Origin of the sequence: Parasphingorhabdus sp. (assembly GCF_036964565.1) — a bacterium.
Classification (GTDB): domain Bacteria; phylum Pseudomonadota; class Alphaproteobacteria; order Sphingomonadales; family Sphingomonadaceae; genus Parasphingorhabdus.
Genome location: NZ_JBALTN010000011.1, coordinates 34,324 through 49,899, shown reverse-complemented (window position 1 = coordinate 49,899; position 15,576 = coordinate 34,324). Strand labels below are relative to the sequence as shown.

11 protein-coding genes, 1 tRNA gene and 1 riboswitch are annotated in these 15,576 nt (G+C 54.8%); of the genes, 6 read left to right on the top strand and 6 right to left on the bottom strand.

The features are described 5' to 3' along the window. Positions 1–19: 19 nt before the first annotated feature. Positions 20–1,039: a septal ring lytic transglycosylase RlpA family protein gene (locus V7650_RS14950; RefSeq protein ID WP_335657045.1), complete on the bottom strand. Its 1,020-nt coding sequence runs from the start codon at positions 1,037–1,039 to the stop codon at positions 20–22. Then, the gene (locus V7650_RS14945; protein ID WP_442955315.1) at positions 1,023–2,054 is read right to left on the bottom strand and encodes a lytic murein transglycosylase; all 1,032 of its coding nucleotides are present in this window, start codon (positions 2,052–2,054) and stop codon (positions 1,023–1,025) included. Before V7650_RS14945 ends, V7650_RS14950 begins: the two co-directional genes overlap by 17 nt. A 208-nt stretch (positions 2,055–2,262) precedes the next feature. Between V7650_RS14945 and V7650_RS14940 the strand changes: the two genes are divergently transcribed. The 4 genes from V7650_RS14940 to V7650_RS14925 all read left to right on the top strand — a co-directional run bounded on the left by V7650_RS14940 (position 2,263) and on the right by V7650_RS14925 (position 6,298). Further along, a tRNA-Ser gene (locus tag V7650_RS14940) sits at positions 2,263–2,352 on the top strand. A 148-nt stretch (positions 2,353–2,500) separates the two neighbouring features. Further along, on the top strand, positions 2,501–4,120 hold the full coding sequence (locus V7650_RS14935; protein WP_335657044.1) for a GMC family oxidoreductase: 1,620 nt from the start codon (positions 2,501–2,503) through the stop codon (positions 4,118–4,120). Positions 4,121–4,212: 92 nt separating this feature from the next. Then, positions 4,213–5,049 (top strand): HAD-IIB family hydrolase, encoded by an 837-nt coding sequence (locus V7650_RS14930; RefSeq protein ID WP_335657043.1) that lies wholly within the window; start codon positions 4,213–4,215, stop codon positions 5,047–5,049. A 34-nt stretch (positions 5,050–5,083) separates the two neighbouring features. Beyond that, positions 5,084–6,298, top strand: a complete 1,215-nt coding sequence (locus V7650_RS14925) for a hypothetical protein (protein ID WP_335657042.1) — start codon at positions 5,084–5,086, stop codon at positions 6,296–6,298. Here V7650_RS14925 and V7650_RS14920 read toward each other — a convergent pair. Next, a complete protein-coding gene (locus V7650_RS14920; RefSeq protein ID WP_335657041.1) occupies positions 6,295–8,058 on the bottom strand; it encodes a sugar phosphorylase in 1,764 nt (587 codons plus the stop codon). The two genes, V7650_RS14925 and V7650_RS14920, sit on opposite strands and share 4 nt — an antisense overlap. A 65-nt stretch (positions 8,059–8,123) precedes the next feature. Between V7650_RS14920 and V7650_RS14915 the strand changes: the two genes are divergently transcribed. Continuing rightward, entirely contained in the window at positions 8,124–9,398 is a 1,275-nt protein-coding gene (locus V7650_RS14915) for a glycerate kinase type-2 family protein (RefSeq protein WP_335657040.1), read from the top strand. A 54-nt stretch (positions 9,399–9,452) separates the two neighbouring features. Here the strand turns inward: V7650_RS14915 and V7650_RS14910 are convergent, their stop codons facing one another. Together V7650_RS14910 and V7650_RS14905 are read right to left on the bottom strand one after the other, a co-directional pair. Continuing rightward, positions 9,453–11,771, bottom strand: coding sequence for an EAL domain-containing protein (locus tag V7650_RS14910; protein WP_335657039.1), 2,319 nt, complete (start codon positions 11,769–11,771; stop codon positions 9,453–9,455). Between the two features lie 113 nt (positions 11,772–11,884). Further along, a complete protein-coding gene (locus tag V7650_RS14905; protein ID WP_335657038.1) occupies positions 11,885–12,862 on the bottom strand; it encodes a FecR family protein in 978 nt (325 codons plus the stop codon). A 189-nt stretch (positions 12,863–13,051) separates the two neighbouring features. On the opposite strand from V7650_RS14905, the gene V7650_RS14900 reads away from it, so the two are divergent. Beyond that, positions 13,052–14,695 carry a ShlB/FhaC/HecB family hemolysin secretion/activation protein gene (locus tag V7650_RS14900; RefSeq protein ID WP_335657037.1) on the top strand — a complete coding sequence of 548 codons (1,644 nt, stop codon included), beginning with the start codon at positions 13,052–13,054 and terminating at the stop codon, positions 14,693–14,695. 73 nt (positions 14,696–14,768) lie between these two features. Here V7650_RS14900 and V7650_RS14895 read toward each other — a convergent pair whose 3' ends face one another. Then, positions 14,769–15,116 carry a hypothetical protein gene (locus V7650_RS14895; RefSeq protein WP_335657036.1) on the bottom strand — a complete coding sequence of 116 codons (348 nt, stop codon included), beginning with the start codon at positions 15,114–15,116 and terminating at the stop codon, positions 14,769–14,771. A 217-nt stretch (positions 15,117–15,333) separates the two neighbouring features. Beyond that, positions 15,334–15,545: riboswitch (cobalamin riboswitch) on the top strand. The last annotated feature ends 31 nt before the right edge of the window (positions 15,546–15,576 follow it).

Below are 15,576 nucleotides of genomic sequence, written 5' to 3'. Positions count from 1 at the left end.
AATATTCAGCGACTCAATGTCATTGATCCGCCCGCAAAATACGAGCTCCGCTATAGCCGCGCTGCTGTGCCTGCACCAGCCCTGCTTGTGCTTCCCGCTCGCTGGGATACGGACCGTAGCGCACACGCCAAATGGTCCGGGTGCCGTCCGGCATCACACTGGCGCCGATTTTTCGAGCCAGAATCTCTGCCCGCGATTTGTCGCTGAAGGCGGCGACCTGCACGGCGTAAGAACCGGCCAATCCACCGACATAGTTATCGCCAATGCTATTTTGCGCTGCGACCGGCCTGCCCGGGCCTTCGACGATGAAACGGCCATCTTTTGACACGGGCACCGATGAAGAAGCCGGATATTTTTTCGGCGGCATGGCAGGGGAAGCTTGGGTCGGTGTTGCGACCCGCGTTGCGGTCGCTGCAGGTCGCGGCAGCTTGTCGAGATTTTTTCGCAATATTGTCAGAAGCGAGTCTGGCGTCGCAATCCGTTCCGCGGCAGGCGCGCCCTTCCTGAGCACAGCGCGCTCCTGTTCATTGGGATTAACTTTACGAACGCGAACGCCGGATACGCCGTTCTGGTCGATACCAAGTTGCTTGGCCGCTCCGTGAGAGAGATCGATCAGACGATCCGTGGCAAAAGGGCCGCGATCGTTCACCCGGACCAATATCGTGCGTCCCGTATCGAGGGCTGTTACCTCGACATAGGAGGGAAGCGGGAGAGTCTTGTGAGCGGCCGAAATTCCTTGCGGATTATACAATTCGCCATTGGCGGTCTGGTTTCCTGCAAGCTCTTCGCCATACCAGCTGGCGTACCCCACTTCGTCGTAGCTGGCGACATCCTCCGGCGTGTAGGTTTGTCCACCGACCTTATATGGATCACCGATTTTCTGCGGGTAATCGGAAACCGCAGCGAACTTGCCCGGCTTTCCTGAAGCTCCCGGTGGCGGCGACCCTTCAGGGAACTGACCAAAGTCTCGCGCGCCGCTGCATCCCGTTAACACCAATATAGTGGCCGACAAGACCCCTAGCCTAACCCCGTATTTCATCCGCCAATAATCCCACTGCTAGTCCGTAAAAATTCGAACAGTTATAGTCCAGAATAACGCGATAATTGCCCGTCAGCAAATAGGCCGTTCGCCCCTGTCCGTCCGGTTCCAGCAACGTCGCCATCACATGCTCGTCGAGGGTTTTGCCGCTCGCGGGGAAAACGCCGAGCGAACGCCACTCCGCCATGCTTTTCCACTGGCTGTGGCGACCAAAGACTCGCGGACAGCGAGTCGGAACAATCCTGCTCTCGATCGCCGCTCGATTGAGCGAAGACGGTACATTCACTGCGATTCCCCAAGGCTCGCCCCTCCGCCAACCGGAATTGACGAAATAATTGGCGATCGAAGCGACCGCGTCATATTCGCTTTCCCAGATATCGGCGTATCCGTCACCGCTGCCGTCCTTGGCCAGGCGGAGATAAACGGACGGCAGGAACTGGGGCTTGCCCATGGCCCCTGCCCAGCTGCCCTTGAGGGCCGACTGGGGCACGCCCTGATCAATGAGCTTCAGCACTGCCAGCAATTCGGGCTCGAACAATGCGCGGCGGCGCCCCTCGTAGGCGAGCGTAGCCAGCGATCGGGGAATGTCGAAATCACCGGTGTAGGATCCGTAATTGGTTTCCTTGCCATAAATCGCCATGATCACCGGACCCGGCACACCGGTTTCCCGTTCAACATCGATCAGCTTGGCGATCAGCCGGCGATAGGCCGACTTGCCACTGGCGATGCGCTCCGGCGTGATGTGGCGCTGCTGATAAGGAGCAAAGGGAGGAATTGCGCTATTCGGGCTGCCGCCGGGCTGGGATTGATCCAGCTCCACAACCCGGGGATTATAGCTCAAGCCCGGAAGCACCCGATCCAGCGTTTGCGCGCGCACCCCTTCCCGCAGCGCTTTCTGACGCACCTGCTGAAGATAGGATTGGAAGCCTGAACTGTCCTGTGCCTGCGCGGCTTGCATCGGCGTCGCCGTGCTTATGCTAAAAAGTGCAGCAGCGCTGCACGCAATCGCGGTCATGATACGCATGAATACTTCCCTTTCGTGGAGACGTTGTCGCACAAAGCGAGTCGGAGGGGAATCCCTAAATGTCTGAAACGGGCCACTGATTGTCTCGAAATAATTGGGATCCATCCCATTAGCGATGATATTTCATAGGTTTACAAAATGTTTTGCGCTTTGGAATCGGGAACGCTAGGACGCGTACGACCCGGCTTCAACGCTATGCGGACAGGTGGCAGAGTGGTCGAATGCAGCGGTCTTGAAAACCGCCGAGGGTGCAAGCTCTCCGTGGGTTCGAATCCCACCCTGTCCGCCATTTCCCCAATCCATAATCCGAATATTTTCCACCGCAGACCAGGCATCGATGATCAGCTGTTCGCTTCCCCGGCTGATGCTGGCACTAATAGCAGTATTTCCTGCAGCCCCGCGCGCTATGCAATTCGGCTTGCAATGGAAGTGAATTTATGACGACATCCAGAAGTTATGACTACATCATTGTCGGTGCGGGATCGGCCGGATGCGTCTTGGCCAATCGGCTGTCGGCCAATCCGGCAAACACTGTTCTGCTGCTGGAGGCTGGCGCTGACGACGATTACTGGTCGATCGCAGTTCCGGGTGCCTACGCCTATACTCTGGACAATGCCGGATTGCTCTGGCCCTATCACACCACGGAAACCGAACACAGCGGCGGACGCAGCTTTGCCTACCCGCGCGGCAAGGTTATCGGCGGCAGCGGCGCACTCAATGGCCTTCTCTATGTAAGGGGGCAAGCAAAAGACTATGACGACTGGGCAGCAGCCGGCAATGGCGGGTGGAGCTGGGCCGAAGTGCTCCCCTATTTCATGAGGTCCGAAAATAACGCGCGCGGGCCAGATCAGTGGCACGGGACCACCGGGCCCCTGCACGTCGCACATCTTGCCGACATGGAGGAAAAGAACATCCTCAGCGAGGCTTTCTTGAACGCGGGACAGCAAGCTGGAATGCCGCTCGCGGAGGACGTCAATCGCGGCGACCAGGATGGCATATCATATTTCCAGATCAACACCAAAGACGGCACCCGATGCAACACGGCCCGCTCTTTCCTGAAAGACGCCAGAAGGCGACCGAATCTGACGATCGAGACCAAAGCCTCCGTCCGCAAGATCATGTTGGACGGCAAGCGGGCGACCGGAGTGGAATTTCTGCAACACGGACAGGCCAAGGTGGCGTCAGCCAATCGGGCCGTCATTCTTTCGGCGGGTGCAATCGCAAGCCCTCAGTTGCTGGAGCTCTCGGGCATCGGCAATCCCTCCATATTGAAGAAAAACAATGTGAATCCCATCCACGACTTACCCGGTGTCGGAGAGAATTTGCAGGAACATTACATGGTGCCGTTCCTCTGCCGCGCGAGCGAACCGGTTTCGATGAACGAACAGGCCAGAGGCTTCAATCTGGTCCGGGAACTCTTCAAATATGCGCTCCGCCGCAAAGGCATGCTATCGAACAGCGGCTTTCATGTTCAAGGCTATTTCAAATCCCGTCCAGAGCTCGAACGCAATGATATGCAAATTCATTTCTTTCCCTTCACCGGCGAAACAGACCCGGAAAAAGCAAGAAAGAACAAGCTGCAGGACAAACCGGGGTTCACTTTCATGTTTACCCAGATGCGTCCTGAAAGCCGGGGCGCCACGCATATTCAAAGCGCCGATCCAGACGTTATACCAGTGATAGATCCGGCCTTTCTGGAAGCAGAAGAAGATCGCCATGTCTATATCGATGCGGTCAAATTTGGCCGCGAAATTCTTTCACAGCCAGCGATTTCATGCTTGACCGAGGCAGAGCTGGTACCCGGCCCCGCCGTAGGCAGCGACGAGGAAATTGCCAACTTTGTCAAATATGCCGGAAACTCGATGTACCATGGTTGTGGCACTTGCAAAATGGGATCCGATGACATGGCCGTGGTGGATGATGGCCTGAAGGTCCACGGAATAGACGGGCTCTACGTGGCGGACGCTTCGATCATGCCCAGAATTACCTCTGGCAATACCAATGCGCCAACGATCATGATCGCCGAGAAGGCATCGGAGATGATTCTCGGTGCGTGACCACGCATTTTAACCGGCCAAGGATATTGCAGCGGGTAGCAGGCGGCGGAAAATCTTGTTCACAGAAGCGGTGATCTGATAAACGCTGGCCAATGCCAACCGATACTGTCCACCCGATCATATTCACGGATCTCGACGGAACCCTGCTCGATCACAAAAGCTATTCGGTCGATCCGGCAGACCGCCTTATTCGCCAGTTGTCTGAAAGTGCGATAGCCACGGTCATTCCGGTTACCAGCAAGACGCTTGCAGAATTGCAATCCTTGCAGCGCTCCCTGCCCATTCCTGAAACAGCAAGTGTCACCGAAAATGGTTCGCTGATTTTTTCGCCCTCAGGGGTCCCGTTCCGCAGTGACGGCAAAGCGCATGAATTGCTGACGGGCATTAGTTACAGCGCAATACTGGCCGCACTCGGCATGCTGCCGCGATCCTTCCGCCAGCATATCACGGGATTTTCGGATATGTCCGTGAATGAGGTAGCAAATGCGACAGGCCTGAGCATCACCGACGCGGAGCTAGCCAAGCAGCGGAACGCGACCGAGCCCTTCCTCTGGACCGGTTCGGATGCTGCGTTGAACGAGTTGCGATCCTTGATGGCCGATCGAAATATCAGCATTCAGCAGGGCGGGCGTTTCTATCATTTCACCGGCCCCGCGACGAAAAGCCTGGCGATGAATCGCATCATGTCAGCCTTTGAAGCCCAAAGCCCCGAGCGCAAGATCGTTTCAATCGCGCTGGGTGATGGTCCCAATGACCTGTCAATGATCGAAGCCGCCGATATCGGCGTAGTCATGCCCAACCCGGAAGGGGTCACGATCACGAGCAGCAAACCCCATGTCCGCAAAGCCCCCACATCAGGTCCTCACGGGTGGTGCCTTGCAATCAGGGAAATTATTGCGGAATTGGGTTTGATCCTGCCGGAAAGCTGATTAGGCTGGCCGTTCGGAAACTGCAGAGGCACCTATGGCTGATTTTCATCAAAACGGTATCATCTCTACGCTTCACAATCTTACCGATCGCACCACGGAATCCCTAGAAGCCGACTTGATGGGATATCGGTCGACAAACCCGATGGCGTTAATCCTCCCTAGTCTTTTTTCAGAACTTGAGGGTCCGGCGCTGGAACATATCGTCGATGAACTGTGCGGTGTCCCCTATCTGGATGATATCATCATCGGACTGGATCGGGCGGACAAGGATCAGTTCAAATATGCACGGGATTATTTCTCCCGGCTCCCGCAGCGCCATCATATCCTCTGGAACAGCGGCCCTCGGCTCACCGCGCTCGACAAAGAACTCCAGGAGCGCGGTCTTTCACCGGCCCAGCCGGGCAAGGGGCGAAATGTCTGGTTTTGCTTTGGCTATTTTCTGGCCGGAACCGATGCTCAGATTGTCGGACTGCACGATTGCGATATACTCACCTACGATCGCGGGCTGCTTGCCCGGCTGATGTACCCCGTGGCGAACCCATCCTTCCCCTATGTTTTCTCCAAGGGCTATTATGCGAGGAACACCGACGAGAAGTTCAACGGGCGGGTGGTTCGCCTGCTCATCGGTCCACTGCTGGCAGCGCTAAAGAAAGTGTGCGACCCGAATGACTATATCATTTACTTGAACAGCTTTCGCTATGCCCTGGCCGGCGAATTCGCAATGGGCCGGCAGGTTGTCAAGAACCTGCGCATTCCGTCTGACTGGGGCCTGGAAATTGGCGTCCTTTCAGAAGTGTGGCGCAATCACACACCCCGGTCGATTTGCCAGGTGGAGATCGCGGACAATTATGACCACAAGCATCAAATCGTCTCTCATGACAATCCGGAGACGGGCTTGTCGAAGATGAGTATCGACATTACCAAGTCGATTTTCCGCAAACTTGCCACCGACGGACAGGTCTTCTCCCACGGTACTTTCAGGACGCTCAAGGCGACCTATTTTCGCATAGCACTCGATCGCATAGAGACTTATTATAATGACGCGGTCATGAACGGCTTGACGCTCGACAGGCACGAGGAAGAAACCACAGTCGAGCTTTTTGCTCAGAATATCATGACGGCCGGCGAGGTTTTTCTCGAGTCTCCGAACGAAACCCCCTTCATGGCCAACTGGACCCGGATCAACAGCGCGATTCCAGATTTCACCAACCGGTTCAAGGAAGCCGTTCGCCTTGACAACGAAGACTAGATCGGAACGGATGCACCGTTGCCGAACCAAACGGTCTGATAGGGCGACAATGGCATTTCGCCCTCGATATCGATTACAACATGGCCTGAAATAAGATCGCGCCAAGTATCACCTGCAATCAGGTTTATATCAGCCAAGGACAGGATCTTCTCTTTGTCGGTCACATTGGTGATCGCAAAAATGCTCTGCTTTCGATCCTGACTCTGTCTCCAGAAGCCGAACAGGCCCTCGGGCAAAGCCAGCGTAAACTGCACCGCATTTGGGTGAAAGGCCAGTTGGCCCTTGCGGATTGCAACGAGCGACAGGAAGCGGGAGAAGACTTGCGCTTCCGTCGATGAAGGATCGCCCAATTTTGCGCTGACTTCATCATAATCCAGTTGCCGCCGGTTGATCGAGCGGTTGCGGCCGGTAAGATTTACTTCTTCATATCCGTTCGGCGTGGCCAGCAAACTGTGAATATAGATCGCCGGAATACCTTCGAGCGCCAGCATGATCGCCATCGCTGCCATGAAACGATCAACGTGAAATTCGTCAGGCCCGTCCAGCGTCCCTTTCATGGCCTCGAAGAAAGATATGTTCATTTCGTAAGGCTTTTCCGTGCCGTCCGGTCCTCGCCGCATCGAAACGCGACCGCCGAATCCTTCGACGGCTGACAGCATCCGGTCGACTTCGCCTTGTGGCAAGACACCTTCCGTAGGGCGCAAGCCGATCCCGTCATGACTTGCGGTGAAATTGAGATAGGTGCAGCCGGTCAGTGCCGGCGGATTGCTTCTGGTCAATCGCTTGAGATACAGGGCATTGCCCGTCAGCAGGGCGTGCGTCAGCAACGGCGGCAATGAAAAATTGTAAATGACGTGCGCTTCATTCTGATTGCCGAAATAGGTCAGGTTTTCATGATTGGGAATATTTGTCTCTGTGATGATGATCAGCGTTTCCGAATGATGATCCATCAATGTGCGCAGCAGTCTTATTATCTCGTGCGTTTCATCCAGATTTATTGATGCTGTTCCGGCTTTTTTCCACAGGAAGGCAACCGCGTCCAAGCGAAATATTCGCACGCCATGTTCGATATAAGCCCGGATGATCCTGACGAACTCAATCAGAACCTCGGGGTTTCTGAAGTCAAAATCCAGTTGGTCGGTGCTGAACGTACTCCAGACGTGGCGATCGCCGGCAGCAGTGCGGAAGCGGGTCAGTAGCGGATGCGATCTGGGGCGCACCACTTGTCCCAGATCAGTCGCAGGATCGGCCGTGTAATAATAATCCTTCCCGGGCGCCTCATTGGCCAGAAATTGTTGAAACCAGACCGATTTGCTCGATCCATGGTTTATAACCAAATCCGCCATCAGCCGGTAATCCTCGGCGATTGACTCGATATCGGTCCAGTTGCCGAGTTCATCGTCAACCGCAAGATAATCAATAACCCCGAAACCATCGTCAGAACTGTAGGGGAAAAAGGGCAATATATGTACTGTGCCGATGGCCTGACCGATATGCTCATCCAGAAACCGGTGCAATGTCTTAAGCGGCCTCTCTCCCGCCGAGCGAATAGTTCCGCCGTAGGTAATCAGCGCTACGTCCGTCTGATCCCACAAATGCTTGTTGGCGATCTTTCTGCGCTTGATGATCTTGCCTCGGTCCGGCCAGAACAGGTCGATGATGCGCTCCGCCAGCAAATCGCAGTCCAGATCGGGATAAACGCTGCGAAGATGGGAGATCAGGCGTTGCGACAAATGGTTGATGGTGCCCTGATCATTCATGAATTGGTCCCCGGGTTCGCAAATGCCGCTTGACCCCGACCGAATTATCGGGAGTTTATTGTGCAGTGCATAAAACAACAGATCCCCGTTCAGCAAAAGCTTTTTTGAAAGCCATGTACGAGCGTGCACTGGCACCCGCGCTCCCGGCGAACGCCATGCGCGACCTGCATTGGCCTGCGGTTCCGGGACGCACTTATATTTTGTCCGTCGGCAAGGCCGCGACCCATATGGTCGCTGCCATCGAGAAACGAATGCCGGAGAAAGCTGACGGGCTGATAGTCACCCGGAAGGGCTATGTTCACGCTGGATTCGGACCATCCGGACTGCAACTTGTCGAAGCTTCCCATCCCGTTCCTGATGCAATTGGGGCGGACGCGGCGCAGTTGGCATTGGCTGCAGCTGGAACCTTGGACGAGAAGGATCTTCTGCTGGTCCTGATGTCCGGCGGCGCCAGCGCATTGCTGCCGGCTCCAGTTGAAGGCCTGTCGTTAACACAGAAACAGGACATTACCCGAAGTCTTCTGATGAGCGGCGCTCCAATCAGGGACATGAACATCGTTCGGAAGCATCTGTCGGCTATCAAGGGCGGTCGTTTGGCCGCAGCCGCCTGGCCCGCAGCGACGCACATGATTGCGATCTCCGATATACCCGGCGATGATATCGCATTGATCGGTTCTGGTCCGACCGTTGCCGACGATTCAACCTGTGCCGAGGCCCTGGATATCGTGGCCCGATACGGGATCACCCTGCCCTCTGAAGTAACATCAGATTTGGAGCACGGAAAATTGGAAACACCAAAGCGGACTGATCCGAGGATGCAGCGCTCCACCGCTGAAATCTGCGCCCGACCCGCCGATATGTGTGCGGCGGCGGCGATTGTCGCGCAAGAGTTGGGATATGAAGCCATCATGCTGGGCGATGCACTGGAGGGTGATGCATTGGAACTCGGCCAGCAACATGCGTTAAAGGCGCTCGCGTTGCGATCCGAAGGGCGCAAGGTCGCGCTGATCTCTGGCGGCGAAGCCACGGTAACGGTCAGCAATCGCGACGGTCGCGGGGGTCGATGCACGGCCTACCTGCTTTCTTGTGCCCTGAATTTGCAGGGCGCTGACGATATATACGGGTTTGCAGCGGACAGCGATGGCGTTGACGGTTCGGAAGACAATGCGGGCGGATATCTGTGGCCCGGTATACTCGAAGATATGGGGGGAGGCGAACACGCCCGTCAGATGTTGCTCGACGACAATAGCTACCTGGCGTTCGACAAAGCGAACGCCCTACTGATGACGGGTCCGTCCGGAACAAACGTCAATGATCTGAGAATTCTGCTCATCGGCTAAGAGGTCCATTGTCGATGAAAAGGGTCGGCGCTGGAAGTCAGTCCAGCATGTTGGTCAGGCAGACAAGCGTACCTTTTCGACGCCTCTGTCCAACCATTCCGCTGCGAATGTTTCCGATGTCACCGGCTTGGAGATGTGCCACCCTTGTCCTATATCGCAACCATAGCGCGTGAGCAGGTTCATCGACGCCTGATCCTCAATCCCCTCCGCCACAATCTTGAACCCGAGATCATGGGCCATTTTAATGGTGGACTTCACCATGACGCGATTGGCTTTATCCCGCGTCATGGTCTTTACGAAGCTTTGATCCAGCTTGATCTCGCTCACTGGAAGCTTCTGCAAATAGCTCAGCGTCGATTGGCCGGTGCCATAATCGTCGATTGAAATCCTTATTCCCGCTTTTTCTATTTTCTTGAGGGCAGCGATCGATTTTTCAGGATCGGCAAGTGCGGCGGTCTCGGTAACCTCGAATACTATCTGCGCATTGCTGGGCGGTGCATCGGTGACCATCGCAATGGCCTTTTCCACGAACACCTGATCGCCCAATAGCATCGCCGAAACATTGACCGAGCAGGATAGTCGCGGTCGCCGCCAGCTGGCCAGATCTTTCAAAGCTCGATCCAGCACATATATCGTAAGCGCGTCGATCCGACCTGCCTTTTCCAGCATGGGAATGAAAATTTCTGGGCTGACCATACCATGCTGCGGATGGTGCCATCGGACCAGAGCTTCCGCTCCATCGAGACAATTGGCTTTCAGATCCCATTTTGGCTGATAGACCACGCCAAGAGCACCATCTTTGACGGCCTGATCGAGTTCCAGTAGCAGGCTGTGCTTCTCGCCGATCTGCTTGTCGAACTGCTTGTCATGCCAAGCCCATTTCGTTCCGAGAAATGCGGCCTGTTCGGATGCCGACCTTGATTCGTCCAGCGAACCGTTGCTGACGCCAAAAATTGCGTCAATTTTGATCTTGGTATCGCCTGCCATTACGGGCGCCTGCAGGAGCGCAATTGCGGTGTCAAAATGACCCTTCATATCTCCTGCATATTCACTTTTCACGATCCATGCCACCATGTCGGAATCGATGTGATAAATTTGTTCGTCGCGGGCGAGAAAGCTCAGCCGCTTTGCGAGATTCTGGAATAGATCTTGCCGTGAAGCCATATCTGTCAAGACCAGCAGTTCCCGAAAATCGGCAATTCGCGCAGTGGCGGTGTAAGATGATCCATCGTCCGGCATGCTCTTGGCCATGGCTGCTTCGTTGGGAAAGCCACTCATTTCGTTTAAGAATCGACTGACCTTCAATGCCGAGGTCGTAGACAGGAACTTTTGCAGCAGGACGTATACCGTGAGGAACGCGAGAGCCGGAACCGTCGAGAATGTGAACAGATTAAAGGCATCTGCCAGATAAAGAACTGTCAGTAGAACAACACTTGTTCCCACTGCTATGCCAATCATCGTACGGGAGGAGAATATTCGAGTGGTGATGCATATCAAGATCAGAATGGCAGACAGAAGAAGCGCAAGAAACTTTCCGAAACTTGGCAAGTTGGTTTGTTGAATCAGCGTTTCGGCGGCAAGCGCCTGGATAACGACACCCGGCACAATACCAAAACGACTGATCGGGTATCGATCGCCCAGTTCAATCGCTGTCGCCCCGATCAATATCTTCTTGCCGGATATTATTGGTGAAAGATCCTTTTCACCGAAGAGATCGATGAAACTCAAACGCGGTATGGTTGCAGGATCGATCGACTGATCAATGGCGAAGCTCTCGTCGATGTCGCCGGCAGATTCGGCAACCATGCTGGCCAGCGAGGGACGAGCGACTCCCGCCGTAGTGGTGCCATAGCTGTATCGATTCAATTCCCCGCGAGAATCCGGGTGAACATTTACGGAAGCCAGAAACACGTGTTCGCGAAAGGGACCAATTGGCAAGCTTTCAACAAATGCTTCTTTTCCCATGGAAGCTTGCTGCCGCATCGTCGGCAAGATGACCGTGGCGTCGGACTTCGCAAGGGACTCCGCAAACAACTGATCATTCCGAGCATCTGAGCGAGAGGAAAAATCGATGTCGAAGGCAATTTGCGCAGCGCCCGCCTTGTTCAGCTTGCTGACGGCTTCTGCATAATAAGCTCTCGGCCAAGGCCAGCGATCCAGAGCATGCAGGGATTCGGCATCAATTTCCACAATGACAATTTCGCCGGAGGCGGAAGTCTCCAGCAGACCGGCACGGATATTGTCCAGCCGTCGCTCGGCATCATTGCCGATCTCGCCCCAGATCAGAGCCAGTCCAACCAGAAACGCCAGCAGCCAAGCCGCCAGAAAGTGTCGAAACGCCGCCGCTTTGAAATATGAAAGGATAGTCTTCAACAAAAGCTCCGCCCGCTTATCAGAAGTGAGCATAAGGCAGACCGGTCTATTTTACGTTAAGATCGGGCTCCCAAAGAAACTGATGACTTCCGATATTTCCGTTCGGTAGTTCGTTATCGATCGCCTCGATTACCGCCTGCATTGCCATTGCCATTACCGCCTGCATTGCCGTTGCCGCCGGCATTGCCATTGCCGTTATCACCAGCATTGCCGTTGCCATTGCCGCCGGCGTTGTCGTTTAAGCCATTGTCGAACCGATTGCCGTTACCCACCGCGCCGGGGTTGCCGTTCATTCCGTTGCTGGCATTGCCGAACGCCGGTGCGGACCGATCTCCAGCAGCAAGCCGATCAGTCGGGTTCCTGGCTTGACCATTGCTGACAAGGCCTTCAGTCAAGGCACTGAATGAAACTGGTACGTCCATAACAGGTGCGGCAATTGTCCCGTCGAACGCGCTGTTGGCGATCTCTACCAAAGCCGCTTCGGCCATGGCTTCGGGAGTGTCAGCGCTGCCAGCAGGAGCATTCGGGGAATCAATCGTCCGGGCTTCCGTCCCCGAAATTGTCAAACGGAACTGCTGGTCGCGGTTTACAACTCCGATCATACCCGGCGACAGAAGCTGCGATGCTCCGCCATCGAGTGTAGCGACCTGAACAGCACCATCTGTCACCTGCACGGCTGTCCCAGTGTCTGATACGGTAACGCTGAATGTGGTTCCCTTGACCACAGCCGCCAGATAGGGCGTCTTTACCCCGAAATGTGGTGTCGCCTTTTTATCGATCCGGAAGATGACGTTTCCCAGTTCTTCAAAAAACTGCACCACTCCCCCAGACTGCTTCGGTTCACTGATGCGCAGACGGCTATTGGGAGAAACGACTACATATTCTTGACCACGCACCAGAACGGCGCGACTTTTGCTGCCGGTCGTAATGATGTCACCCGCTCTGAGATTGCCTCCACCGAGGGCTATCTGCGACACGCCGGCGCGGAGAATGTTAACAGTCCCAGCGCTCTCGGATAACTTCCACTGTGGAGTTTCTGCCTGGGCAGTGCCGGCGGTCAAAATCGCGAGTATCGCGAGCATCTTTTTCATTTTCTCAATCGCTCTTCGTTGATTTAGGACAAATGTTGAATTCGAACATGGTCCCACACTTCTCCCTTCTACGATCCAAGGACTGCGTATATCGTTTAAGAACGCACTGAATATTTTGTTAAACTTCGCCACTGCTAAGCAAATGCTAAGGATTGCAGCATAAACGGGTTTTTTACTCAGGAGTAGTTCGTGCGTTTGAAATCCGTCCATTGTGTGTTCGCTGTGTTGGGGCTTTATTCCTCCAGCTGCCTTGCCCAGCAAACCGGAAACCCGTTTGAAAGCGTTGGAACACCCGGAGAATGGACCATCGAACCGCGCGCGGGAAATGAAGTAGTGCGACCCGTGCCGGCTTCCGAACCCGGTTTTGCACAAGCTCAGGAAACTTCCTCTGTCATAATTGGCGCGGTCAACATCAGGGCCGGCCACGATATACCTTCGGACGCCCTGGCTAGCAGCTATGCAAGCTTCATCGGACAAGAAGCGAACGACCAGACACTTCGAGACTTGGCCACTTCTGTGTCTTCGGCTGCGAGAGACCAGGGCTATATCTTCGCTAGCGCAACCATTCCCTCGCAGTCCGTGAAAATCGGAGTGGTCGAAGTGGTACTGGATCCCGGTGCGATTGACGACGTCCGCATCACAGGATCAACAAACAGACAACTTAAAAAAATCCTCGATCAACTCATCCGTATGCCTGCCCGTTCTCATATTGTCGAACGGCAGCTCTTGCTCGCAGGTGATTTGCCTGGGATCACCTTGCTGAACTCGAGCTACCATCATGAAAATGGCAAGGGCGTGCTGATCGTTTCCGTGCGGGAAGACAAGGCCAATGGGCATCTGACTTTGGACAATTATGGGCCATCGACCCTGGGCCCCGTTCGTGCTCGGCTTGATCTGGATTTGACATCGTTGCTGACGGATAGCGACGTGCTGACCACAAATGTCATTAGCTCGGCGTTACAACCAGATGAACTCACCTATATTCATGCACGATATGCCATGACACTGGCCGACGGCGGTACCGTGATTGGGCTGTCGGGCGCGGCCGGTCGGACCGCATCCGGCGGCTATCTGTCCGGTTCCAACTTCAGGGGCCACAATCGTTACGCGTCTGTATTCCTAAATCATGCTCTTCGACGGAGCAACGACTTCAGCCTCTGGCTCAATGGCGAACTGTCCTACCTGGATGTGGAGCAATCTCAAGACGGGGTGCTGTTTCAAGACGATCAGATCGTAACCGCGTCAATCAATTTCTCTGGCAACTACAATGTCGGGATTGGCCGGATATATGGGGGGTTAGGTGTTACTCAGGGCTTGGGAATATTGGGGGCGAACCGACGCGGCGATCCCTTGAATTCACGAAGCAACGGAAGCGGGGAATTCACCAAAGCCAATTTCTGGATCAACTCTATCTTGAATTTTGGAGGAGGCTACGGAATGAGGCTCGCCGGTAACGCGCAAATTGCCTCTGATCCGCTACTTGCCGCCAACGAAATTGCGATTGGTGGGCCCTATTTCGGGAAGGGCTTTGACTTTAGTGAACGATTTGGTGACGAAGGAGTACTCGGGCTTGCGGAAATTCGGCGCGAGTTCAACGATGTCAGTGACTGGCTTGACTGGGTCCAACTCTATGCCTTTGTCGACGGTGGATATGTCTCGAACATAGGAACTGGCTTTGGGGACGGATCACTAGCCTCCGCCGGGGGAGGAATCCGATCGCAGTTTGGCAGGTTCGATCTTGGTATTGAAGCGGCAGCGCCGGTTAACAACGAACGCTTCGAAAGCGGGGATCAGTCACCAAAGGTCAACATCCAATTGGGCCTGCGTTTCTAGCAAGAATATTGCCGGCACAGGAACAATGCCGGTCATATTCCCAACCGACAAGCCGCGCCGATGTGTCCTTCCGTCAATCTCCCTTTACGGGACGGGTATTTGAACTGGCATAACCGGCATAGCTATCAGTAAAAGAGAAAAGAACGCCGTCGGCCTCTTCGGTCGCGTAACTGCTTGCCTCGCTTTCGGAGCTGCCAAACGCCATCTCGTCCTTCTTCATCGTTGCAATCATAGCAGTCCGTTGATCATTACAGGCCGCGGTTGCGGCTTTCTTGAATGCACCGGCACCGACCTTCTCATCCAGTTGCGCGATGGTAAATTCAGTCAGGCAATTGGAATATGCGAGGCGGGCGGTCTCAGCGTCGGCGATTGCCGCAACGGATGCGGTGCTCAGCAAAGCGGTGGTCAAAAATGCAATCATGGCTGTCATTCCTTTAATAGAAATCACTTATAGCATGATTGGATTTGGCGAGAAAAGAAGATTCCGCAATCGTCCTCCCATTACATGCACCGCACAGACCGCACCAAGGGCGCAGTCTGCTGACAGGTTTTGCGAAGTTGGAATCAGGCGCCGTCTACCTCCCCGGACCCATGCTAGCGGATAATAAAAGGGTTGCATCATTGAACATTTTAAGAGAATGACGCGGCAGATATCGGGTTTCTCGTAACTGAGAATTCAAAGGGAAATCGGTGAGGAAAGGATTTGCACCCTTTTCGAGTCCGGTACTGCCCCCGCAACTGTATGCGGCTAGCTGATATGCCAAATGCCACTGGATTTTCGGATCTGGGAAGGCGGCATACCCAGCAGCGATCCGCAAGTCAGGAGACCTGCCCTGTATCGTCGTTCTTCAGCCGGACGGGGTGTGTCGGGTGAACGGGGA